Consider the following 19,698-nt stretch of genomic DNA (forward strand, 5'->3'; position numbering starts at 1 on the left):
TCAGTCGTTGATGGCGGCGACGACGCCGGCGCCGACGGTGCGGCCGCCCTCGCGGATGGCGAAGCGCAGCTTCTCCTCCATGGCCACCGGCACGATCAGCGCCACGTCCATGGTCACGTTGTCGCCCGGCATCACCATCTCGGTGCCCTCCGGCAGCGTGCAGATCCCGGTCACGTCCGTGGTCCGGAAGTAGAACTGCGGCCGGTAGTTGGTGAAGAACGGCGTGTGGCGGCCGCCCTCCTCCTTGGTCAGGATGTACGCCTCGGCCTTGAACTTCGAGTGCGGCTTCACCGAACCCGGCTTGCACACGACCTGGCCGCGCTCCACGTCCTCGCGCTTCGTGCCGCGCAGCAGCACGCCGACGTTGTCGCCCGCCTGCCCCTGGTCGAGCAGCTTGCGGAACATCTCCACGCCCGTCACCGTCGTCTTGGTGGTCGCCCGGATGCCGACGATCTCGACTTCCTCGCCCACCTTCACGATGCCGCGCTCGACGCGACCCGTCACCACCGTGCCGCGGCCCGAGATCGAGAACACGTCCTCGATCGGCATCAGGAACGGCATGTCGATCGGACGCTCCGGCTGCGGGATGTAGCTGTCCACGGTCGCCATCAGCGCCAGGACCGCCTCCTTGCCGATCTTCGGCTCCTTGTCCTCGAGCGCCATCAGCGCCGAGCCCTTGGTGATCGGGATGTCGTCGCCCGGGAAGTCGTACTTCGACAGCAGCTCGCGCACCTCCAGCTCGACCAGCTCCAGGAGCTCCTCGTCGTCGACCATGTCGACCTTGTTGAGGAACACCACCAGCGCCGGGACGCCGACCTGGCGGGCCAGCAGGATGTGCTCGCGGGTCTGCGGCATCGGGCCGTCGGCCGCCGACACCACCAGGATCGCGCCGTCCATCTGCGCCGCGCCCGTGATCATGTTCTTCACGTAGTCGGCGTGGCCGGGGCAATCCACGTGCGCGTAGTGACGGTTCTGCGTCTCGTACTCCACGTGCGCCGTCGAGATCGTGATCCCGCGCGCCTTCTCCTCAGGCGCCTTGTCGATCTGGTCGTAGGCCGTGAACGTCGCCCCGCCCGTCTCGGCCAGGACCTTCGTGATCGCCGCCGTCAGAGACGTCTTGCCGTGATCGACGTGGCCGATCGTGCCAATGTTGCAGTGCGGCTTGGTGCGGGAGAACTTTTCCTTGCCCATCAGAGCCTCCTAGATTCGAATTCGCGTTGCGGAAGAAGAGATGCTTAGGCGTACTTGGCGATGACCTTGTCGGCCTCGCCGCGCGGCACCTCTTCGTAGTGATCGAACTGCATCGTGAAGTTGGCGCGGCCCTGCGAGAAGGAGCGCAGCTGGTTCACGTAGCCGAACATGTTGGCCAGCGGCACCATCGCGTTGATGACGTTGGCGTTGCCGCGCATGTCCTGACCCTGGATCTGGCCGCGGCGGGCGTTCAGGTCGCCGATGACCGAGCCGGTGTACTCCTCCGGCGAGACGACCTCGACCTTCATCACCGGCTCGAGCAGAACCGAGCCGCCCTTCTGCAGCGCCTCGCGGAAGGCGGCGCGGGAGGCGATCTCGAAGGCGAGCGCCGAGGAGTCGACGTCGTGGTAGGCGCCGTCGACCAGCTCGACCTTGACGTCGACCACCGGGAAGCCGGCGAGGACGCCCGCGCCGAGGACCGAGTTGAGGCCCTTCTCGACGCCCGGGATGTACTCCTTGGGCACCGCGCCGCCGACGATCTTCGACTCGAACGAGAAGCCGGCGCCCGGCTCGTTCGGCTCGACGACGAACTTCACGCGGGCGAACTGGCCGGTACCGCCGGTCTGCTTCTTGTGCGTGTAGTCGATCTCCTGACGGCGCGTCAGCTTCTCGCGGTAGGCGACCTGCGGCTGGCCGATATTCGCGTCGACCTTGTAGGTGCGGCGCAGGATGTCGACCTTGATGTCCAGGTGGAGCTCGCCCATCCCCTTGAGGATGGTCTGGCCGGATTCCTGGTCGGTGGAGACGCGGAAGGACGGGTCCTCGGCGGCGAGCTTCGAGAGCGCGATGCCGAGCTTCTCCTGGTCGGCCTTCGACTTCGGCTCGACGGCGATCTCGATGACGGGCTCGGGGAACTCCATCTTCTCGAGGATCACGGCCTTCTGCGGGTCGCAGAGGGTGTCGCCCGTGCGGGTGTCCTTGAGGCCGGCCAGCGCGACGATGTCGCCCGCGAAGGCCTCCTTGATGTCCTCACGGTTGTTGGCGTGCATCAGGAGCATGCGGCCGACGCGCTCCTTCTTGTCGCGCGACGAGTTCAGCACGTTGGCGCCGGTCTCGACCTTGCCCGAATACACACGGCAGAAGGTGATCGTGCCGACATGCGGATCGTCCATGATCTTGAAGGCGAGCATGGAGAAGGGATCCGCGTCCGACGGGTGACGGACGGTCTCTTCCTCGGTCTTGAAGTCGATGCCCTTGATCTCGCCGCGATCGGCCGGGGAGGGCAGGTAATCCACGACGGCGTCGAGGAGCGGCTGCACGCCCTTGTTCTTGAACGCCGAGCCGCAGAGCACCGGGTGGAAGGCGCGCAGCTGGACGGCCTTGCGCACCAGGACGCGCATGGTGGCCTCGTCGGGCTCGTTGCCGTCGAGGTAGGCGGCCATGGCGTCGTCGTCGAGCTCGACGCAGGCCTCGACCAGCTTGGTGCGGTACTCGACGGCCTGGTCCTTGAGGTCGGCCGGGATCTCGGTCTCGTCGAAGTTGGCGCCCAGCGCCTCACCCGACCAGACGATCGCCTTCATCTTGATGAGGTCGATCACGCCCTGGAAGCTCGACTCGGCGCCGATCGGCAGCTGCAGGCAGACGGGCTTGCCGGCGACGCGGTCGATGATGTCGGCGACGCATTTGAAGAAGTCGGCGCCGATCTTGTCCATCTTGTTGACGAACACGACGCGCGGCACGTCGTACTTGTCGGCCTGACGCCACACGGTCTCGGTCTGCGGCTCGACGCCCTGGTTGCCGTCGAGCACGCACACGGCGCCGTCGAGGACGCGGAGCGAGCGCTCGACCTCGATGGTGAAGTCGACGTGGCCGGGGGTGTCGATGATGTTCAGGCGCTTGTCGCGCCAGAAGCAGGTCGTCGCAGCCGAGGTGATCGTGATGCCACGCTCCTGCTCCTGCGCCATCCAGTCCATGGTGGCGGCGCCCTCATGGACCTCGCCGATCTTGTGGGACTTTCCGGTGTAGTAGAGGATCCGCTCGGTCGTCGTGGTCTTGCCGGCATCGATGTGGGCCATGATGCCGAAGTTGCGGTAGTCCTCGATCGCGTGCGTGCGGGGCATCGAATTGCTCCTGAGAGACGGCGGAACCGCTTACCAGCGGTAGTGCGAGAAGGCGCGGTTGGCTTCCGCCATCCGGTGCGTGTCTTCGCGCTTCTTGACGGCGTTGCCGCGGTTGTTCGCGGCGTCGAGCAGCTCGGCCGAGAGGCGCTCGACCATGGTGCGGTCGTTGCGCGAACGCGCGGCCTGGATCAGCCAGCGGATCGCGAGGGCCTGGCGGCGCTCGGTGCGGACCTCGACGGGGACCTGGTAGGTCGCGCCGCCGACGCGGCGGGAGCGGACCTCGATCATCGGGGCGACGTTGTCGAGCGCGGCGCGGAACACCTCGATCGGGTTGGCCCGGGCGCGGTTCTCGACGATGTCGAAGGCACCGTAGACGATCCGCTCGGCGGTCGACTTCTTGCCCTCGTACATGATGGAGTTCATGAACTTCGTCAGCACCACGTCCCCGTACTTCGGGTCCGGGATGATCTCACGCTTCTCGGCAGAGTGACGACGGGACATCTTCTGAGACTCTCGAACGAAAAGATCTTAAGCGCCCCGCGCAGGCCGCCTTAGCCCTGAGGCCGGCGACATCCTTGCGAGGCCGTGGAAACGCGTACCGGCGCCCGGGAAATATCCGGGCGTCCGACTTACTTCGGGCGCTTGGCGCCGTACTTCGACCGGCGCTGCTTGCGGTTCTTCACGCCCTGCGTGTCGAGCACGCCGCGCAGGATGTGGTAGCGCACACCCGGAAGATCCTTCACGCGGCCGCCGCGGATCATCACCACGGAGTGCTCCTGAAGGTTGTGACCCTCGCCCGGGATGTAGCCGATCACCTCGAAACCGTTGGTGAGGCGCACCTTGGCGACCTTCCGGAGCGCCGAGTTCGGCTTCTTCGGGGTCGTCGTGTAAACGCGGGTGCAGACGCCGCGCTTCTGCGGGCAAGCGTCGAGCGCCGGAACCTTGTTGCGGCTCCGCTGGATCTTCCGCGGCTGGGCGATCAGCTGGTTGATCGTCGGCATCCTGTGCCCTCTTCCTCGGTCACCTAGTCCGAACTGCGCAGGGCAGTCCGCAAAACGAATATGCGCCGGAGGGCCTGTCACGGACCCTCGGCGCGGTGTGGGCAGAGGAGCACGCCCGAAACGAACGCGCTCGTACCTACGGATCTGACTTACAGCGTCAGGCGATTTGAACCCTCGGAGCGCTCGGGGCGATGGCGGCGGCTTCCGGGGTTGCGCCCAAGGGCCGTCGGCAGCCGATGGCCGTCCGAAGTGGCGCGCTTCTAGACGCCGTTGCGCCGCAGGTCAATGCGGTCACGGCAGAAAACTGCACCGCGGCGGAGGTTAAGGATCGGTCAAGGGCGCGCACGGCGCCCGCGATCGGCGAGCCTTCGCGACGGCGGAGCCGAGGGACCGCTATCGCGCACGGCGCCTTGTCCCGTCAACGGAAGCCGGGGCAGGCCGGCCGCGTGGCGGCGGGACTTCGGCGCAGCCTCGGGCCGTGCCCGGGCGCGGCAGGAAAATCTGCCCCGCAGCCGCCAGATCTTTCGGCGAGCGGCGCCCACCCGCGAGGAAAAAATAGAATCTTTCTCCGTTGATTTTCGCGTTCTCCAAAGATGAAAATGTGGCGGCGGTCGAGATAAATCCGACTGGCATCCTCTGACTTTGCGCAAAGAGCGAAGACAAGATCGATTTATACCTCAACTCAGGAGTCCGACGCGGTTTAGACTGCAATATTCGCGATATTTGATCATCGCTCTGCCTGTACCGGCCCCGAACCATTCGACGGAGTCACCCGTGCGCCGCCTCTTCGCCCTCGTTCTCGCGACCCTCCTGTCGGTCGGCCCCGCAACGGCCGACCGTCTGGACGACATCAGAAAGGCCGGCGTTCTCCGGGTCGCCGCCTTCGACAGCAACCCGCCGTTCGGCTTCGTCGATCCCGCGAGGAAACGGATCGCCGGCCTCGACGTCGACTACGCGCAGGCCATCGCCGACGCGCTCGGCGTCAAGCTGGAGATCCGGCCCACCAACCCGGCGAATCGTATCCCGCTGCTGACCTCCGGCAAGGTCGATCTGGTTCTGGCGAACTTCACCATCACGGACGAGCGGGCTAGGCAGCTCGATTTCAGCATCCCGTACTTCGCCTCCGGCCAGCAGTTCCTGGCCAAGAAGGGCACCCTGTCGTCGCCGGAGCAGCTCAATGGGCTTCGAATCGGTGCAGACAAGGGCACCACCAACGAGATCGTCCTGCACCGCGACTTCCCGAAGGCGGTCGTGGTCGCCTTCGACGACACGCCCTTCGCATTCACGGCCCTGCGCAACGGCAATGTCCAGGCGATCACGCAGGACGGCCCGAAGCTGGTCGGGCTGCTCGCGAAGGTGCCGGACCGGCAGAACTACGAGATCCCCGCCTTCAGCATCTCCAACGACTATATCGGCGTCGGCATCCCGAAGGATGAGGCGCGGCTCCGGGACCGCGTGAACGAGACCCTGCGCGGCCTGGAGTCGAGCGGCAGGGCGGCGGCGATCTATGATCGCTGGTTCGGGCCCGCGACCGAGCAGCCGCTGCCGCGACTGTTCCGGATCGGGGACCGTCCCTGACCGGGGCGGCACGACGACGATGGCCGCGCTGTTCGGCGATCCACTCGCGCCGCGCTACCTCGTCTGGCTGCTGCAAGGCTTCGGGACGACCCTGACCTTGTCGGCAGCCACCTGCCTTGCCGGCACGGTGCTGGGCCTCGCGGCGTGCGGGCTGCGCGAGGCGGGCGGGCGCGCCGGGCGCGGCGCCGTGGCCGTCTCCGTCGGCATCGTCCGCAACACGCCGCTGCTGGTGCAACTCTTCGTCTGGTACTTCGCGGTGGCCGCCGCCCTGCCGCAGGGCGTGACGGCCTGGCTCAACGCGCCGCACGTCCTGGACCTGGGATTCGGGATCCTGCGCTGGCCCGCTTACGAGAGCCTCGCCGGGTTCTGCGGGCTCACGCTCTACGCGGGCGCCTACATCGCCGAGGAACTCCGCGCCGGCATCAGGGCCGTCCGGCCCGCTCAGCGGGCGGCGGCCCTGGCCCTCGGCCTCACGCCCGTCCAGGCGTTCCGCCACATCGCTCTGCCCCAGGCCCTGCGCGTCGCCTGGCTGCCGATCGTCGGCCAGTACCTCAACACGCTCAAGAACACGTCACTGACCATGACGATCGGCCTCGCGGAGCTGTCCTACGCGTCGCGGCAGGTGGAGACCGAGACCTTCCAGACCTTCCAGGCCTTCGGCATCGCGACGCTGCTCTACGTCGGCGCGGCCGCCGCGGCAGAGACGACCGGGCAGATGCTCGACCGCCGCGCCCGTCGACCGGGCCGGCACCGATGAATCCGTCGGTCATCATCGACAATCTCGGCTACCTAATGGTCGGGGCCTGGCCCGACGGGCCGGTCGGCGGGCTGGCCCTGACGCTGATCCTCTCCGGCCTGTCCGGTCTGGCCTCGGCCGCGCTCGGGCTCGTCCTCGGCATCGCCCTGGCCGTGAGCGCGGGCGCGGCCCGGGCAGCGCTCACAGCCGGGCTCGGCTTCCTCCGCGCCGTGCCGGTCGTGATGCTGATCTTCTGGACCTACTTCCTGCTGCCGATCCTGTTCGGCGTGTCGATCCCCGAGATCGGCACGGTCGCGGTGGCGCTGTCGCTCGTCGGAGGCGCCTACCTGTCCTACGGGGTGGCGGCGGGCATCGCGAGCGTCGGCCGTGGTCAGTGGGAGGCCGGCCTCGCGCTCGGCCTCGACCCCTGGCGCACCCTGCGCTTCGTCGTCCTCCCGCAGGCGCTGCGGGCCATGGCACCGTCCTTCGTCAACCAATGGACCACGCTCATCAAGGACACGTCGCTCGCCTACGTGATCGGCGTGCCCGAACTCGCCTTCGTGGCGGCGCAGGTGAACAACCGCGCGATGGTCTACCCGGCCGAGATCTTCCTCTTCGTCGGTGCCGTGTACGGCATCCTCTGCGCCGGTCTCGACGGGCTGGCCGCCCGGCTGACGAATACCGGCAAGGTCGCGGCACATCGCACCCCGTGACGGAGCGGCCGGCCGACGCGCCCGAGCCGGCTCGCGGGACACGACCGATTTACCGGGGCACACGTGCAAGGCGTACCGGATCGGGGCAGGTGCGCGCCGGCACGGTCTACGGAGAATTAAAGCGATCCATCGAATTGTCGCGCACATCGGGCGGCCAAGTCGCCGCCGCAGGTTCGCGTCGAGGGTGTTGCGTATGGGTTGCGTCGCGGTCAGCAACGTCGTTCCGTTCCGGCGGCCGATTCCCGCCCAGGCCCCCGGCGAGCGGGAGGCGCGCAACCGTCGCCGCAGCGAGCAGCGCTCCCTCCTGGACGCTGTCTACGCGACTGGCAGCATGGTCGTCGCCGCGGAGGATCGCGGCCTCAAGCTCACCGCCTCGCGGCTGCAGGTCTACGGCTTCCTGGCGATCGAGGAGGTCGGCGAGGACGGCCTAATGCGGCGGCTTCGCCCGTCCGAGGCGATTCGCGCCCGGTCGGAGCGGCCCTGGCGCCTGTCGAGGCCCGCGAGCGAAGCCTCGGTCACCATCCCGAGCCTCGACGGATTCCTGTTCGAGACGGCCGGCCAGCCGATCTGATCGACCCCGAACGCTGCACGTCAACCGACCGGCGCGCCGAAAGGCGCGCCGGTCGTCGCACGTTCAGGGCTCGCGTTCCGCGGCCGGACGGGCGGGCACCGCAGCGATCGAGCCGCGCGGCGCCGCGGACCAGCCCCGAAGCCGGATCAGCCCCCCTATGCGGCAGCGACGATTTCCCGCCGCTCCGCTTGCCATCACCCGCGGCCCGTAGTATGCGCCCGGCCTTCGCGACATTTCCGATGGGTGCTCGCACCCCGTGAACGCGGTGACCGCGCCGGTGTCTGACGACACCGCCAGCGCGGTCGAACACATGAGCCGGGGGCGTCAGGTCCCCATCAGGCGTCGTCCGCCGGGCAATACCGTCCGTGTGCGGAAACCCGCCTGAAACAAGGAGTCACGCACGTGATCCAGATGCAGACGAATCTGGACGTCGCCGACAACTCGGGTGCACGCCGTGTGATGTGCATCAAGGTTCTCGGCGGGTCGAAGCGCAAGTATGCCGGCGTCGGCGACGTGATCGTCGTCTCCGTCAAGGAGGCGATCCCGCGCGGTCGCGTCAAGAAGGGCGACGTCATGAAGGCGGTCGTCGTCCGCACGGCGAAGGACGTGAAGCGCGCCGACGGTTCGGTGATCCGCTTCGACAAGAACGCCGCGGTCCTGATCAACAATCAGAAGGAGCCGATCGGCACCCGTATCTTCGGACCGGTGCCGCGCGAGCTCCGCGCCCGCAACCACATGAAGATCATCTCCCTGGCTCCGGAGGTGCTGTAATGGCCGCCAAGATCAAGAAGGGCGACAAGGTCGTCGTGCTCACCGGCCGTGATTCGGGCCGGTCGGGCGAGGTGATCCAGGTTCTGCCGAAGGAAGGCCGGGCCTTCGTGCGCGGCATCAACCTGGTGAAGAAGCACCAGAAGCAGACCCAGAACCAGGAAGGCGGCATCATCTCCAAGGAGGCCGCCATCCAGCTCTCGAACATCGCGGTCGCGGATGCCAACGGCAAGCCGACCCGCGTGGGTTTCCGCATCCTCGAAGACGGGCGCAAGGTCCGGTTCGCCAAGACCACGGGGGATCAGATCGATGGCTGAGGCCGACAAGAACGCCTACACCCCGCGCCTGCGCAAGCACTACGACGAAGTGGTTCGCCAGAAGCTGATCGAAGAGTTCGGCTACAAGAACCCCATGGAAGTGCCGCAGATCACGAAGATCGTGATCAACATGGGCGTCGGCGAGTCCACCGCGGACTCGAAGAAGGCCTCGGTGGCGGCGGGCGACCTCGCCCTGATCGCCGGCCAGAAGCCGGTCATAACCAAGGCCCGCAAGGCCATCGCGACTTTCAAGGTCCGCGAGGGCATGCCGATCGGCTGCAAGGTGACCCTGCGCAAGCAGCGCATGTACGAGTTCATGGACCGGCTGATCACCATCGCGCTGCCGCGCGTGCGTGACTTCCGCGGCCTGAACCCGCGCTCGTTCGACGGCCGCGGCAACTACGCCCTGGGTCTCAAGGAGCACCTCGTGTTCCCGGAGATCTCCTACGACAAGGCCGAGCAGATGTGGGGCATGGACATCGTCGTGGCGACCACCGCCAAGACCGATGCCGAGGCCAAGGCGCTGCTCGCCGCCTTCAAGTTCCCGTTCCGGCAGTGAGGCCCTCGGGTCTCAGACGCGGACACCGGAGATAGACGACATGTCGAAGAAAAGCTCAGTCGAGAAGAATGAGGCCCGCAAGGCGCTGGTGAAGCGCTTCGCGGCCAAGCGGAAGGCGCTCCTCGAGATCGCCAACAACGACGCCCTCGAGATGGAGGAGCGCTTCGAGGCGCGCCTCAAGCTCGCGGAGCTGCCGCGCAACTCGTCGGCCACGCGCATCCGCAACCGTTGCGGCATGACCGGCCGTCCGCGCGCCTACTACCGCAAGATGGGCATCTCGCGCGTGGCGCTGCGCGAGCTTGGCAACCGGGGCCTGATCCCCGGTCTGGTCAAGTCGAGCTGGTAAGGAGGTCCCCATGGTCAACGATCCCGTGGGCGACATGCTCACCCGCATCCGCAACGGCCAGCTGCGCCGTCGCAACGTCGTCCAGACGCCCGGCTCGCGCCTGCGCGCCAGCGTCCTCGACGTCCTGAAGTCCGAGGGCTACATCCGCGACTACGCGGCGACCGACCTCGGCAACGGCCGCACCGAGTTCGCCATCGAGCTCAAGTACTACGACGGGCGCCCCGTGATCCGCGAGATCAAGCGCGTCTCGAAGCCGGGCCGCCGGGTCTACTCGTCGGTCGGCGAGCTGCCGCACGTGGCCGACGGCCTCGGCGTCACCATCGTCTCCACCCCGCAGGGCGTCATGGCCGACCACGAGGCGCGTGAGCGCAACGTCGGCGGTGAAGTGCTCTGCACCGTGTTCTGATCGGGACGGAGGAGGTTATCCCATGTCTCGCGTAGGCAAGAAGCCGGTCCCCGTACCGGCCGGCGTTACCGCCACGGTCACCGGTCAGACGGTGAAGATGAAGGGTTCGAAGGGCGAGCTGTCGTTCGTCGTTCCGTCGCTCGTCAACGTGGCGATGAAGGACGGCGCCATCGAGGTGCAGCCCGTCAACCAGTCCAAGCCGGCGCGCTCCCTGTGGGGCACGTCGCGGGCGCAGATCGCCAACATCGCCGAGGGTGTTTCGAAGGGCTTCGAGAAGAAGCTCGAGATCACCGGCGTCGGCTATCGCGCCGCGATGGCCGGCAAGGCGCTGAAGCTGTCGCTCGGCTACAGCCACGACATTGAGTACGCGATCCCGGCCGGGATCACGATCGTTACCCCGAAGCCCACCGAGATCACGATCTCCGGGATCAACCGCCAGCAGGTCGGTCAGGTCGCCGCCGAGATCCGCGACTACCGCGGACCCGAGCCCTACAAGGGCAAGGGCGTGAAGTACGCGGGCGAGTTCATCTTCCGCAAGGAAGGCAAGAAGAAGTAAGGAGGGCATCATGTCTCGCAAGCTCGAAGCCCTCGATCGCCGCAAGGCGCGCGTCCGCCGCGCGCTGCGAGCGGCCGCCAACGGCCGTCCGCGGCTCTCGGTGTTCCGCTCGTCGAAGCAGATCTACGTGCAGGTCATCGACGACGTCGCCGGCAAGACGCTGGCCTCGGCCTCGTCGATCGACAAGGCGCTCAAGGGCGAACTGAAGACCGGCGCCGATGTCGCCGCCGCCAAGGCGGTGGGCAAGCTCGTCGCCGAGCGCGCCAAGGCGGCGGGCGTCACGAAGGTGATCTTCGACCGCTCCGGCTACATCTACCACGGCCGCGTCGCCGCCGTGGCCGAAGCCGCCCGCGAGGGTGGCCTGGAGTTCTAAGTCACGACGGCGGGCCGGGCGGATCCTCTTCGCCCGGCATATCCGAAACCCGATCGAGCGAGCGGCCCCGCCGGCCGCGTCAGTGAGATGGACAGGTAGACAACATGGCACGTGAACGTGAAGGCGGGGGCCGCGGCCGCCGCGAGGATCGCGAGGAGCGCGACAGCGAGTTCGTGGACAAGCTCGTCCACATCAACCGCGTCGCCAAGGTGGTCAAGGGCGGCCGTCGCTTCGGCTTCGCCGCCCTCGTCGTCGTCGGCGACCAGAAGGGCCGCGTCGGCTTCGGCCACGGCAAGGCCCGCGAGGTGCCGGAGGCCATCCGCAAGGCGACCGAGGCCGCCAAGCGCGGTCTGATCCGCGTTTCCCTCCGCGAGGGCCGGACCCTGCACCACGACGTCAACGGCCGCCACGGGGCAGGCAAGGTGATCCTCCGCGCGGCCCCGCAGGGCACCGGCATCATCGCCGGCGGCCCGATGCGCGCCGTGTTTGAGACGCTCGGCATGCAGGACGTCGTCGCCAAGTCGCTGGGTTCGTCGAACCCCTACAACCTCGTGCGCGCCACCTTCGAGGCGCTCAAGAACGAGGACAGCCCGCGCTCCGTGGCGGCCCGCCGCGGCATCAAGGTGTCGACGCTGCAGTCGCGTCGCCGCGATGCCGATCCGGCCGACCAGTCCGAAGCCGCGGTCGCGTAAGGGAGGGTCCGATGGCACAGAAGACCGTCCGCATCGAGCAGATCGGCTCGCCGATCCGCCGCGAGGCCAGCCAGCGCCAGACGCTGATCGGCCTCAAGCTCAACAAGCTCCACCGCGTGTCCGAGCTGGAGGATACTCCCTCCGTTCGCGGCATGATCCGCAAGGTTGCGCACCTCGTGCGCGTCCACGGCGACGTGGCGTGAGGAGGTCCCGATGAAGCTCAACGAGATCAGCGACAACCCCGGCGCAACCAAGAACCGGATGCGCGTGGGTCGGGGCATCGGCTCCGGCAAGGGCAAGACCGCGGGTCGCGGCGTGAAGGGTCAGAAGGCCCGGACCGGCGTGTCCATCAAGGGCTTCGAGGGCGGTCAGATGCCGCTGCATCGTCGCCTGCCGAAGCGCGGCTTCAACAACCTCTACGCCCAGGACTTGAACGAGGTGAACCTCGGCCGGATCCAGGAGGCCGTCGACGCGGGCAAGCTCGACAAGGCCGCCACCGTGACGGTGGAGAGCCTGGTCGCCGCCGGCATCATCGCCCGTCCCCGTGACGGCGTGAAGCTGCTCGGCGTCGGCGAGCTGACCGCGAAGCTCAGCTTCGAGGTGACCCGCGCCTCCAAGTCCGCCGTCGAGGCGGTCGAGAAGGCCGGTGGCTCGGTCAGCACCGTCTACGCCCAGGGTGCCTCCACCCGCGGCGGCAGCGAGGCGGCCACGGCCTGACGGGAGCGACTCCGGAACCCGTTGCACGGGCTCCGCGCACCCTTTAAGCCGATCCTTCGAGCGGCGGCCCTGCGACCACGCGGGCCGCCGTTTTCATTTCATCCGGGCGCCGGTCGCCCGGCGACACTTCCAGGACGCGACGCTTATGGCCTCAGCCGCCGAGCAGCTTGCCGCCAATCTCAATTTCGGTGCGATCGCGAAGGCCGATGAGCTGAAGAAGCGCATCTGGTTCACGCTCGGCGCCCTCGTGGTGTTCCGGCTGGGCACGTACATCCCGATCCCCGGCATCGATCCGGAGCAGTTCGCCCGGAACTTCCAGCAGCAGGCGGGCGGCGTGCTGGGCCTGTTCAACATGTTCTCGGGCGGCGCCGTGGAGCGCATGGCGATCTTCGCCCTGAACATCATGCCCTACATCTCGGCCTCGATCATCGTGCAGCTCCTGACCTCGGTGATCCCGAGCCTGGAAGCGCTCAAGAAGGAGGGCGAGTCGGGCCGCAAGGTCATCAACCAGTACACCCGCTACCTGACGGTGGTGCTGGCGCTGGTTCAGTCCTGGGGCATCGCCATCGGCCTCCAGGGCTCCTCGGCCGCCATCGATCCGGGGCCGTTCTTCCTGGCCTCGACGGTGATCACCCTGACGGGCGGAACCCTGTTCCTGATGTGGCTCGGCGAGCAGATCACCTCGCGCGGCATCGGCAACGGCTCGTCGCTGATCATCTTCGCCGGCATCGTGGCCCACCTGCCGGTGGCGATCGCGGGCGCGCTCGAGCTCGGCCGCACCGGCGCCCTGTCCCCGGCGATCATCCTGGGCGTCGGCGTCGCCGCCGTCGCGCTCGTCTACTTCATCGTGTTCATGGAGCGCGCCCAGCGCCGGCTCCTGATCAACTACCCGAAGCGCCAGGTCGGCAACCGCATGTACGAGGGTCAGACCTCGTTCCTGCCGCTCAAGCTCAACACCTCGGGCGTGATCCCGCCGATCTTCGCCTCGTCGCTACTGCTGCTGCCGGCGACCGCCGCGAGCTTCTCGGCCAACGGGGGCGCCACGGGCTGGCTCGGCACGGTCACGGCCTATCTCGGCCACGGCACCCCGCTGTTCATGGTGCTCTACGCGGCGCTGATCATCTTCTTCACGTTCTTCTACACCGCAGTCGTCTTCAATCCGCAGGAGACGGCCGACAATCTGAAGAAGCATGGCGGCTTCATCCCGGGCATCCGGCCGGGCGAGCGCACCGCGGCCTTCATCGACAAGGTGCTGACTCGCATCACGGTGATCGGCGCCCTGTACCTGACCCTCGTGTGCCTCTGCCCGGAGATCCTGTCGTCCTACGCCGCGGCCAGCCTCGGCTTCGGCGGCACGTCCCTGCTCATCGTGGTCTCGGTCACGATGGACACGGTGGCGCAGGTCCACGGGCACCTGATGGCCCATCAGTACGAGGGCCTCGTGAAGAAGGCCAAGCTGCGTGGCGCGTCGACCACGCAACGGCGGCGCTGAGCCTGCTACAGAGGCGGCCGGACTCCGAGGACGCTCCCGCCTCTGGCCCAAAGGTCTGGATGCCTCACCGGCCCGGACCGGCTAGAAAACCCCGAACCCGGCGATGCCAGGGAGGCTTCGCCACCACGGCTTGTGCCCACTGAGAGAGTGGGCCGAACGAGGACAACGCCATGCGCATCATTCTGCTCGGGCCGCCCGGTGCGGGGAAGGGGACGCAATCCGAGCGGATCGTACAGCGCTTCGGCATCCCGCAGCTGTCGACGGGGGACATGCTGCGCGCCGCAGTGGCCGCCGGCACGCCGGTCGGCCTCGAGGCCAAGGCGGTGATGGAATCCGGCGGTCTCGTCTCAGACCGGATCGTGGTCGGCATCGTCGCCGACCGGATCGAGGAGCCGGATGCCCGCCGCGGCTTCATCCTCGACGGCTTCCCGCGCACGGTCGCACAGGCGGAAGCGCTCAGCGAGATGCTGGCGAGCAAGGGCTTGAGCCTCTCCGCCGTCATCGAGCTGAAGGTCGACGAGAACGCCCTAGTCGGCCGCATCGAGAAGCGCGCCGCCGAGACCCTGGCCCGCGGCCAGGCCGTGCGGAAGGACGACACCCCCGAGGTGTTCAAGCAGCGGCTTGAGGCATACCGCGCCCAGACGGCGCCCCTCTCCGCCTATTACGCGCAGAAGGGCATGCTGGAGACCATCGACGGCATGCAGCCGATCGACAAGGTCACGGCCGACCTGATGGCGACACTGGAGCCGCACGAGGAGCGCGTCGCCTCCTGAGGGCGATCGCGGCGCGCTGACCGGCCGTTTCAGCGCGCCCGTGAACCCGGCGGTGTCCCTGGGGGTTATGGGGCGGGTCCACGATCGGAAACGCCATGACCGTCCGCCTCCTCGCCACCGCCTCCCTCCTGCTCGCGGTGGCCCTCCCGCCGCTGCCGGCCTTCGCGCAGAGTCCGGCCCAGTCCTTCGTGTACGGCCAGAAACGGTTCCGCAACGCCTGCCGGCCGCCGCTGAAGTATCTGGCGGGGACTTGCGCCCGCCGCTGCCCGGCGGGCTACCAGGACATGGGCCGCACTTGCCGGCTGCGGAATCAGGGCTTTCGCTGAGGCGCGGGCGGGCCGCCCGTCGGGGGCGTTGCTCAGATCCGGCCCTCCCTGCGGAGGCTGCCGAAGAAATTGACGACGTCCATCTGGAGCGACCGGTGGCCGAACAGCCGGAGCGGGTAGCCCTCCGCGGTGCCGTCGCGCAGCTCGATCATCGCCGTCATCGTGTTGTAGCGGAACACCATGCGGCGACCGGCGAAGGTCGCCCAGAGCAGGGGCGGACCGCCATCCGCGTCCTGCAGCGCGACCGAGCCAGGCTCCGCCTCGGCGAGAACGCCGCCGATCACCGCCAGCGTCACCGGCATGACCTCCTCCAGGGTCTCCTCGGCGGCGCGCAGCACCGAATCGGCGAAGGCCCGCAGGGTCGCGCCGTCGCTCGTCAGAACCGCCATCTCCGCTCCTCGATCAGATCCCAGGGCGCCCCGACGCGCGCGTGACGGGGCGAGGCCGTGCCGACCCGTCGTTGACAACGGGCCGCCCGCGCGCTAGCAGGCCCTCCTTCGTCCAACCGAACGATGGTCCGAGGTGCCCTGTCCAGGGCCGCCCGCGGGCCGCGTCGTCGTTTCACGTGCGCAGGGGCCGGCCTCCACCGGACGCGCGCGACAGCGGCCCGGATCCCCGGGTCCCATATGGAGAGTGATCGTGGCCCGTATCGCAGGCGTCAACATCCCGACCAACAAGCGCGTCGTCATCGCGCTCCAGTACATCCACGGCATCGGCGCCAAGAAGGCCGAGGAAATCACCCAGAAGGTGAACATCCCTGCCGAGCGTCGCGTCAACCAGCTGACCGACGCCGAGGTTCTGTCGATCCGCGAGACGATCGATCGCGACTATCTCGTCGAGGGCGACCTGCGCCGCGAAGTCTCGATGAACATCAAGCGCCTGATGGATCTCGGCGCCTATCGCGGTCTGCGTCACCGCAAGCAGCTGCCGGTCCGCGGCCAGCGCACCCACACCAACGCCCGCACCCGCAAGGGCAAGGCGAAGCCGATCGCCGGCAAGAAGAAGTAAGTTTTTGGAACTGGGAGGCCGTGCTCCGCTCGGCCTCCTTCCCGTCGCGCCAGGTATCCCGCAACGGGTCCGGCGCCGGCTCGACCGCCCTGCACGGGTGCTCCGGCCAAGTCCCAAAAAGAATCCCGAGCGCCTGGTGTTACGGGCGTGCCTGAAGGAAGAGTGAGACCAGAATGGCTAAGGAACCGCAACGCGTCCGCCGCCGCGAGCGCAAGAACATCGTGTCGGGCGTCGCCCACGTGAACGCCTCGTTCAACAACACGATGATCACCATCACGGACGCGCAGGGCAACACGATCTCGTGGTCGTCCGCCGGTGCGATGGGCTTCAAGGGTTCGCGCAAGTCGACCCCGTACGCCGCCCAGGTCGCCGCAGAGGATGCTGGCCGCAAGGCCGCCGAGCACGGCATGCGCACCCTCGAGGTCGAGGTGTCGGGTCCGGGTTCGGGCCGCGAGTCGGCGCTCCGCGCCCTGCAGGCCGCGGGCTTCACGGTGACCTCGATCCGCGACGTCACCTCGATCCCGCACAACGGCTGCCGGCCGCGCAAGCGCCGCCGCGTCTGATCGAAGCCTCTTGACGGAGAAGTTCATGACGGGATCGAAGCCGCTTCCGGGCGTGCTGCGTTGGAACCTCGGGGACCTCACGGTCACCGCGCTCAATGACGGCTGGTTTCAGGCCAGCCTCGATCTCGTCACGGGCATCTCCAAGGAGGAGGCCGGGCGGCTCCAAGTGGCGGGTTTCCGCACGGAGCAGCCCAAGATCACGCTGAACGCCTTCCTGATCACGGGTCCGGGCCTCAAGCCGACCCTGATCGACACGGGCTACGGCGACCTCGCCCCGGCACCGACCCTGGGTCGCGCCGGTGCAGCGCTCGCGCTGACCGGCGTCGCGCCGGAGGAGATCGGCACGGTGCTGGTCAGTCACCTGCACCCCGACCATGTCGGCGGTCTCGTGAAGGACGGCGCGGCGCGCTACCCGAACGCCGAGATCGTGCTGCACGCCGACGAGGCGGCGCACTGGCTTCCGGACGAGGCCCTGGCCAAGGCGCCGGAGGCCGCGAAGCCCTACTTCGAGGGCGCCCGCAAGTCCCTGGCTCCCTACGCCGGCAAGGTGCGCGAGCACCGCGGCGGCGAGGTCCTTCCGGGGATCACGGCGGTCCCTCTTCCCGGCCACACGCCGGGCCATTGCGGTTTCCGCATCGTCTCCGGTGGACAGGCGCTGATGATGTGGACCGACGTGGTGCACCTGCCGGCGATCCAGTTCAAGAACCCGGAGGCCGGCGTCGGCTTCGACGTCGACGGCGACCAAGCGCGGGAGACGCGCAAGCGGATCCTGGACGAGGTGGCCCGCGAGCGCACGCTCATCGCCGGCGGCCATCTCGAGTTCCCGGCGCTCGGCTACGTGGATCGGGATGGGGCTGGCTACAGCTTCGTGCCGGTGCTGTGGGTCGGCGGCGAGTAACGGCGGATACGGATTTCAGGGACCGTTCGGGGCGCCAGGGGGCGGCACCGAGTGGCCGAAGCGCGGGGACGGGCGTCGCGGATCCCGGGCAAGGACGAGAGGTAGGATCGTGGTCATTCAGAAGAATTGGCAGGAACTGATCAAGCCGAACAAGCTGCAGGTCACGACCGGCGACGACCCGAAGCGGGTCGCCACGGTCGTCGCCGAGCCGCTCGAGCGCGGCTTCGGCACGACGCTGGGCAACGCCCTGCGCCGCGTGCTCCTGTCGTCGCTCCAGGGCGCGGCCGTGACCTCGGTGCAGATCGACGGCGTGCTGCACGAGTTCTCGTCGATCCCGGGCGTGCGCGAGGACGTCACCGACATCGTCCTCAACATCAAGACCATCGCGATCCGCTCGCAGACCGACGCGCCCAAGCGCATGACCCTGCGCAAGACCGGCCCGGGCCTCGTCACCGCCGGTGACATCGGCACGGTCGGCGACATCCAGATCCTGAACCCCGACCTCGTGATCTGCACCCTCGACGACGGCGCCGAGATCCGCATGGAGTTCACGGTCGCAACCGGCAAGGGCTACGTCCCGGCCGAGCGCAACCGTCCCGAGGACGCGCCGATCGGCCTGATCCCGGTCGACTCGCTGTTCTCGCCGGTCACCAAGGTCAGCTACCGCGTCGAGACGACCCGCGAGGGCCAGGATCTCGACAAGGACAAGCTGACCATGACGGTCGAGACCAACGGCGCGGTCTCTCCGGAGGACGCGCTCGCCTACGCGGCGCGCATCATCCAGGACCAGCTGCAGGTCTTCGTGAACTTCGAGGATCCGCGCAAGGAAGAGGCCGCGCCGCTCGCGCCGCAGCTTCCTTTCAACCCGGCGCTGCTCAAGAAGGTCGACGAGCTGGAGCTGTCGGTCCGCTCGGCGAACTGCCTGAAGAACGACAACATTGTCTACATCGGCGACCTCATCCAGAAGTCCGAGGGCGAGATGCTGCGGACCCCGAACTTCGGCCGCAAGTCGCTCAACGAGATCAAGGAAGTGCTCGCCGGCATGGGCCTGCATCTCGGCATGGACATCCCCGGCTGGCCGCCGGAGAACATCGAGGATCTCGCCAAGCGCTTCGAGGAACACTACTGAGAGGCGAAGCCGCCTCGAGCTGAACCGGGCGGCGCCGCACCGCGCCGCCGGTTCGGCCCATCCAGGCCCGGGACCCGCGGCGACGACGCCAAGTCCCGAACGAATCCCGCCGCGGGGTTACGCGGACATCAACCGCCCCGTTCCCGGGGCACCCGGCCGTACCGTGGCACGGCGGCCGAGACGAGAAGGAAGCCAGCACCATGCGTCACGCCTACCGCGGCCGCCGTTTCAACCGCACCGCCGAGCATCGCAAGGCGATGTTCGCCAATATGTCCGCCGCGCTGATCAAGCACGAGCAGATCATCACCACCCTGCCGAAGGCGAAGGACCTGCGTCCGGTCGTCGAGAAGCTGATCACGCTGGGCCGCATCGACAGCGTCCACACCCGCCGCCTCGCCATGGCGCAGCTCCGCGACGCCGACATGGTCAAGAAGCTCTTCACCGTCCTCGGCCCGCGCTACAAGGGCCGTCCGGGCGGCTACTGCCGGATCATGAAGGCGGGCTTCCGCCAGGGCGACAACGCCCCGCTCGCGGTGATCGAGTTCGTCGACCGCGACGTCGAGGCTCGCGGAAAGGATTCCGGTCCGAGCCAGGTCTCCGAAGCCGCCTGATCGGCACGGAGCGCCCCGTCGCTCCTAGTCTTTGAGAAGCCGTCCCGGACCCTCCGGGGCGGCTTCTCGCGTTTCGGCTCCTCGCCGCGATCGCCATGACGACGCGCGAACAACAAAAAAACCCGCCGGCTCGCGCCGACGGGTCTGAAGCAGGGTCCACGTCTCGGATGGTCGCGGGAGCTCGCCCTGGCGGCCCGTCTCAGACAGGCCGGGAACTCGACCGCGCCGCGCTCCGAAAACCCCTATCCCTGCCG

Annotated in this window: 27 protein-coding genes; 22 read left to right on the plus strand and 5 right to left on the minus strand. The window is 68.1% G+C overall.

Annotation, left to right across the window (positions count from 1 at the left end; all coding sequences use genetic code 11):
• From tuf to rpsL, 4 genes are all read right to left on the minus strand, one after another.
• Entirely contained in the window at positions 1-1,191 is a 1,191-nt protein-coding gene (gene tuf / locus H288_RS0130005; RefSeq protein ID WP_020093754.1) for an elongation factor Tu, read from the minus strand.
• A 44-nt stretch (positions 1,192-1,235) separates the two neighbouring features.
• The gene (fusA, locus tag H288_RS0130010; protein ID WP_020096272.1) at positions 1,236-3,311 is read right to left on the minus strand and encodes an elongation factor G; all 2,076 of its coding nucleotides are present in this window, start codon (positions 3,309-3,311) and stop codon (positions 1,236-1,238) included.
• A gap of 30 nt (positions 3,312-3,341) precedes the next feature.
• Complete coding sequence (rpsG, locus tag H288_RS0130015; protein ID WP_012319183.1) at positions 3,342-3,812, minus strand: 30S ribosomal protein S7; 471 nt, start codon at positions 3,810-3,812, stop codon at positions 3,342-3,344.
• 128 nt (positions 3,813-3,940) lie between these two features.
• Positions 3,941-4,312, minus strand: a complete 372-nt coding sequence (gene rpsL / locus H288_RS0130020) for a 30S ribosomal protein S12 (RefSeq protein ID WP_007557568.1) — start codon at positions 4,310-4,312, stop codon at positions 3,941-3,943.
• Between the two features lie 774 nt (positions 4,313-5,086).
• Here rpsL and H288_RS0130025 point away from each other — a divergent pair.
• The 17 genes from H288_RS0130025 to H288_RS0130105 all read left to right on the plus strand — a co-directional run bounded on the left by H288_RS0130025 (position 5,087) and on the right by H288_RS0130105 (position 15,235).
• On the plus strand, positions 5,087-5,890 hold the full coding sequence (locus H288_RS0130025; protein WP_020096273.1) for an ABC transporter substrate-binding protein: 804 nt from the start codon (positions 5,087-5,089) through the stop codon (positions 5,888-5,890).
• 19 nt (positions 5,891-5,909) lie between these two features.
• Complete coding sequence (locus tag H288_RS0130030) at positions 5,910-6,647, plus strand: amino acid ABC transporter permease (RefSeq protein WP_020096274.1); 738 nt, start codon at positions 5,910-5,912, stop codon at positions 6,645-6,647.
• Positions 6,644-7,339: an amino acid ABC transporter permease gene (locus H288_RS0130035; protein ID WP_020096275.1), complete on the plus strand. Its 696-nt coding sequence runs from the start codon at positions 6,644-6,646 to the stop codon at positions 7,337-7,339. Before H288_RS0130030 ends, H288_RS0130035 begins: the two co-directional genes overlap by 4 nt.
• A 193-nt stretch (positions 7,340-7,532) precedes the next feature.
• Entirely contained in the window at positions 7,533-7,910 is a 378-nt protein-coding gene (locus H288_RS0130040; RefSeq protein WP_020096276.1) for a hypothetical protein, read from the plus strand.
• A 402-nt stretch (positions 7,911-8,312) separates the two neighbouring features.
• Positions 8,313-8,681, plus strand: coding sequence for a 50S ribosomal protein L14 (gene rplN, locus H288_RS0130045; RefSeq protein WP_010686182.1), 369 nt, complete (start codon positions 8,313-8,315; stop codon positions 8,679-8,681).
• Positions 8,681-8,995, plus strand: a complete 315-nt coding sequence (rplX, locus tag H288_RS0130050; RefSeq protein WP_012319178.1) for a 50S ribosomal protein L24 — start codon at positions 8,681-8,683, stop codon at positions 8,993-8,995. The genes rplN and rplX overlap by 1 nt, the downstream gene beginning before the upstream one ends.
• A complete protein-coding gene (rplE, locus tag H288_RS0130055) occupies positions 8,988-9,554 on the plus strand; it encodes a 50S ribosomal protein L5 (protein WP_020096277.1) in 567 nt (188 codons plus the stop codon). The genes rplX and rplE overlap by 8 nt, the downstream gene beginning before the upstream one ends.
• A 40-nt stretch (positions 9,555-9,594) precedes the next feature.
• Positions 9,595-9,900 carry a 30S ribosomal protein S14 gene (gene rpsN, locus H288_RS0130060; protein ID WP_010686179.1) on the plus strand — a complete coding sequence of 102 codons (306 nt, stop codon included), beginning with the start codon at positions 9,595-9,597 and terminating at the stop codon, positions 9,898-9,900.
• A 10-nt stretch (positions 9,901-9,910) separates the two neighbouring features.
• A complete protein-coding gene (gene rpsH, locus H288_RS0130065; RefSeq protein WP_010686178.1) occupies positions 9,911-10,306 on the plus strand; it encodes a 30S ribosomal protein S8 in 396 nt (131 codons plus the stop codon).
• Positions 10,307-10,328: 22 nt separating this feature from the next.
• Positions 10,329-10,862: a 50S ribosomal protein L6 gene (gene rplF / locus H288_RS0130070; RefSeq protein ID WP_020096278.1), complete on the plus strand. Its 534-nt coding sequence runs from the start codon at positions 10,329-10,331 to the stop codon at positions 10,860-10,862.
• A gap of 10 nt (positions 10,863-10,872) precedes the next feature.
• Positions 10,873-11,235, plus strand: coding sequence for a 50S ribosomal protein L18 (gene rplR, locus H288_RS0130075; protein ID WP_020096279.1), 363 nt, complete (start codon positions 10,873-10,875; stop codon positions 11,233-11,235).
• Between the two features lie 104 nt (positions 11,236-11,339).
• Positions 11,340-11,927, plus strand: a complete 588-nt coding sequence (gene rpsE, locus H288_RS0130080) for a 30S ribosomal protein S5 (RefSeq protein WP_012319173.1) — start codon at positions 11,340-11,342, stop codon at positions 11,925-11,927.
• 11 nt (positions 11,928-11,938) lie between these two features.
• The gene (gene rpmD / locus H288_RS0130085; RefSeq protein ID WP_020096280.1) at positions 11,939-12,130 is read left to right on the plus strand and encodes a 50S ribosomal protein L30; all 192 of its coding nucleotides are present in this window, start codon (positions 11,939-11,941) and stop codon (positions 12,128-12,130) included.
• Between the two features lie 10 nt (positions 12,131-12,140).
• Entirely contained in the window at positions 12,141-12,644 is a 504-nt protein-coding gene (rplO, locus tag H288_RS0130090; protein WP_020096281.1) for a 50S ribosomal protein L15, read from the plus strand.
• Positions 12,645-12,789: 145 nt separating this feature from the next.
• Positions 12,790-14,136, plus strand: coding sequence for a preprotein translocase subunit SecY (gene secY, locus H288_RS0130095; protein WP_020096282.1), 1,347 nt, complete (start codon positions 12,790-12,792; stop codon positions 14,134-14,136).
• A 170-nt stretch (positions 14,137-14,306) separates the two neighbouring features.
• Positions 14,307-14,909, plus strand: a complete 603-nt coding sequence (locus H288_RS0130100) for an adenylate kinase (protein ID WP_020096283.1) — start codon at positions 14,307-14,309, stop codon at positions 14,907-14,909.
• Between the two features lie 95 nt (positions 14,910-15,004).
• Positions 15,005-15,235, plus strand: coding sequence for a hypothetical protein (locus H288_RS0130105; protein WP_020096284.1), 231 nt, complete (start codon positions 15,005-15,007; stop codon positions 15,233-15,235).
• Positions 15,236-15,267: 32 nt separating this feature from the next.
• Here the strand turns inward: H288_RS0130105 and H288_RS0130110 are convergent, their stop codons facing one another.
• A complete protein-coding gene (locus H288_RS0130110) occupies positions 15,268-15,624 on the minus strand; it encodes a hypothetical protein (protein WP_020096285.1) in 357 nt (118 codons plus the stop codon).
• Positions 15,625-15,874: 250 nt separating this feature from the next.
• Here H288_RS0130110 and rpsM point away from each other — a divergent pair, with 250 nt between their 5' ends.
• The 5 genes from rpsM (at position 15,875) to rplQ (ending at position 19,444) form a co-directional block, all read left to right on the plus strand.
• Positions 15,875-16,243, plus strand: a complete 369-nt coding sequence (gene rpsM / locus H288_RS0130115; protein WP_010686168.1) for a 30S ribosomal protein S13 — start codon at positions 15,875-15,877, stop codon at positions 16,241-16,243.
• 173 nt (positions 16,244-16,416) lie between these two features.
• Entirely contained in the window at positions 16,417-16,806 is a 390-nt protein-coding gene (rpsK, locus tag H288_RS0130120) for a 30S ribosomal protein S11 (RefSeq protein ID WP_010686167.1), read from the plus strand.
• Positions 16,807-16,831: 25 nt separating this feature from the next.
• Entirely contained in the window at positions 16,832-17,704 is an 873-nt protein-coding gene (locus H288_RS0130125; protein WP_026605429.1) for an MBL fold metallo-hydrolase, read from the plus strand.
• A gap of 109 nt (positions 17,705-17,813) precedes the next feature.
• Positions 17,814-18,833 carry a DNA-directed RNA polymerase subunit alpha gene (locus tag H288_RS0130130; RefSeq protein WP_010686165.1) on the plus strand — a complete coding sequence of 340 codons (1,020 nt, stop codon included), beginning with the start codon at positions 17,814-17,816 and terminating at the stop codon, positions 18,831-18,833.
• Positions 18,834-19,033: 200 nt separating this feature from the next.
• The gene (rplQ, locus tag H288_RS0130135; RefSeq protein WP_020096288.1) at positions 19,034-19,444 is read left to right on the plus strand and encodes a 50S ribosomal protein L17; all 411 of its coding nucleotides are present in this window, start codon (positions 19,034-19,036) and stop codon (positions 19,442-19,444) included.
• The last annotated feature ends 254 nt before the right edge of the window (positions 19,445-19,698 follow it).

Origin of the sequence: Methylobacterium sp. 285MFTsu5.1 (assembly GCF_000383455.1) — a bacterium.
In the GTDB taxonomy this organism is placed as follows: domain Bacteria; phylum Pseudomonadota; class Alphaproteobacteria; order Rhizobiales; family Beijerinckiaceae; genus Methylobacterium.

Excerpts from the sequence above, each read along its gene's own strand:
- tuf (WP_020093754.1), bottom strand. The coding sequence starts at position 1,191 with ATGGGCAAGGAAAAGTTCTCCCGCACCAAGCCGCACTGCAACATTGGC.
- fusA (WP_020096272.1), bottom strand. The coding sequence starts at position 3,311 with ATGCCCCGCACGCACGCGATCGAGGACTACCGCAACTTCGGCATCATG.
- rpsG (WP_012319183.1), bottom strand. The coding sequence starts at position 3,812 with ATGTCCCGTCGTCACTCTGCCGAGAAGCGTGAGATCATCCCGGACCCG.
- rpsL (WP_007557568.1), bottom strand. The coding sequence starts at position 4,312 with ATGCCGACGATCAACCAGCTGATCGCCCAGCCGCGGAAGATCCAGCGG.
- H288_RS0130030 (WP_020096274.1), top strand. The coding sequence starts at position 5,910 with ATGGCCGCGCTGTTCGGCGATCCACTCGCGCCGCGCTACCTCGTCTGG.
- H288_RS0130035 (WP_020096275.1), top strand. The coding sequence starts at position 6,644 with ATGAATCCGTCGGTCATCATCGACAATCTCGGCTACCTAATGGTCGGG.
- H288_RS0130040 (WP_020096276.1), top strand. The coding sequence starts at position 7,533 with ATGGGTTGCGTCGCGGTCAGCAACGTCGTTCCGTTCCGGCGGCCGATT.
- rplX (WP_012319178.1), top strand. The coding sequence starts at position 8,681 with ATGGCCGCCAAGATCAAGAAGGGCGACAAGGTCGTCGTGCTCACCGGC.
- rplE (WP_020096277.1), top strand. The coding sequence starts at position 8,988 with ATGGCTGAGGCCGACAAGAACGCCTACACCCCGCGCCTGCGCAAGCAC.
- rpsN (WP_010686179.1), top strand. The coding sequence starts at position 9,595 with ATGTCGAAGAAAAGCTCAGTCGAGAAGAATGAGGCCCGCAAGGCGCTG.
- rpsH (WP_010686178.1), top strand. The coding sequence starts at position 9,911 with ATGGTCAACGATCCCGTGGGCGACATGCTCACCCGCATCCGCAACGGC.
- rplF (WP_020096278.1), top strand. The coding sequence starts at position 10,329 with ATGTCTCGCGTAGGCAAGAAGCCGGTCCCCGTACCGGCCGGCGTTACC.
- rplR (WP_020096279.1), top strand. The coding sequence starts at position 10,873 with ATGTCTCGCAAGCTCGAAGCCCTCGATCGCCGCAAGGCGCGCGTCCGC.
- rpsE (WP_012319173.1), top strand. The coding sequence starts at position 11,340 with ATGGCACGTGAACGTGAAGGCGGGGGCCGCGGCCGCCGCGAGGATCGC.
- rpmD (WP_020096280.1), top strand. The coding sequence starts at position 11,939 with ATGGCACAGAAGACCGTCCGCATCGAGCAGATCGGCTCGCCGATCCGC.
- rplO (WP_020096281.1), top strand. The coding sequence starts at position 12,141 with ATGAAGCTCAACGAGATCAGCGACAACCCCGGCGCAACCAAGAACCGG.
- secY (WP_020096282.1), top strand. The coding sequence starts at position 12,790 with ATGGCCTCAGCCGCCGAGCAGCTTGCCGCCAATCTCAATTTCGGTGCG.
- H288_RS0130100 (WP_020096283.1), top strand. The coding sequence starts at position 14,307 with ATGCGCATCATTCTGCTCGGGCCGCCCGGTGCGGGGAAGGGGACGCAA.
- H288_RS0130105 (WP_020096284.1), top strand. The coding sequence starts at position 15,005 with ATGACCGTCCGCCTCCTCGCCACCGCCTCCCTCCTGCTCGCGGTGGCC.
- H288_RS0130110 (WP_020096285.1), bottom strand. The coding sequence starts at position 15,624 with ATGGCGGTTCTGACGAGCGACGGCGCGACCCTGCGGGCCTTCGCCGAT.
- rpsK (WP_010686167.1), top strand. The coding sequence starts at position 16,417 with ATGGCTAAGGAACCGCAACGCGTCCGCCGCCGCGAGCGCAAGAACATC.
- H288_RS0130125 (WP_026605429.1), top strand. The coding sequence starts at position 16,832 with ATGACGGGATCGAAGCCGCTTCCGGGCGTGCTGCGTTGGAACCTCGGG.
- rplQ (WP_020096288.1), top strand. The coding sequence starts at position 19,034 with ATGCGTCACGCCTACCGCGGCCGCCGTTTCAACCGCACCGCCGAGCAT.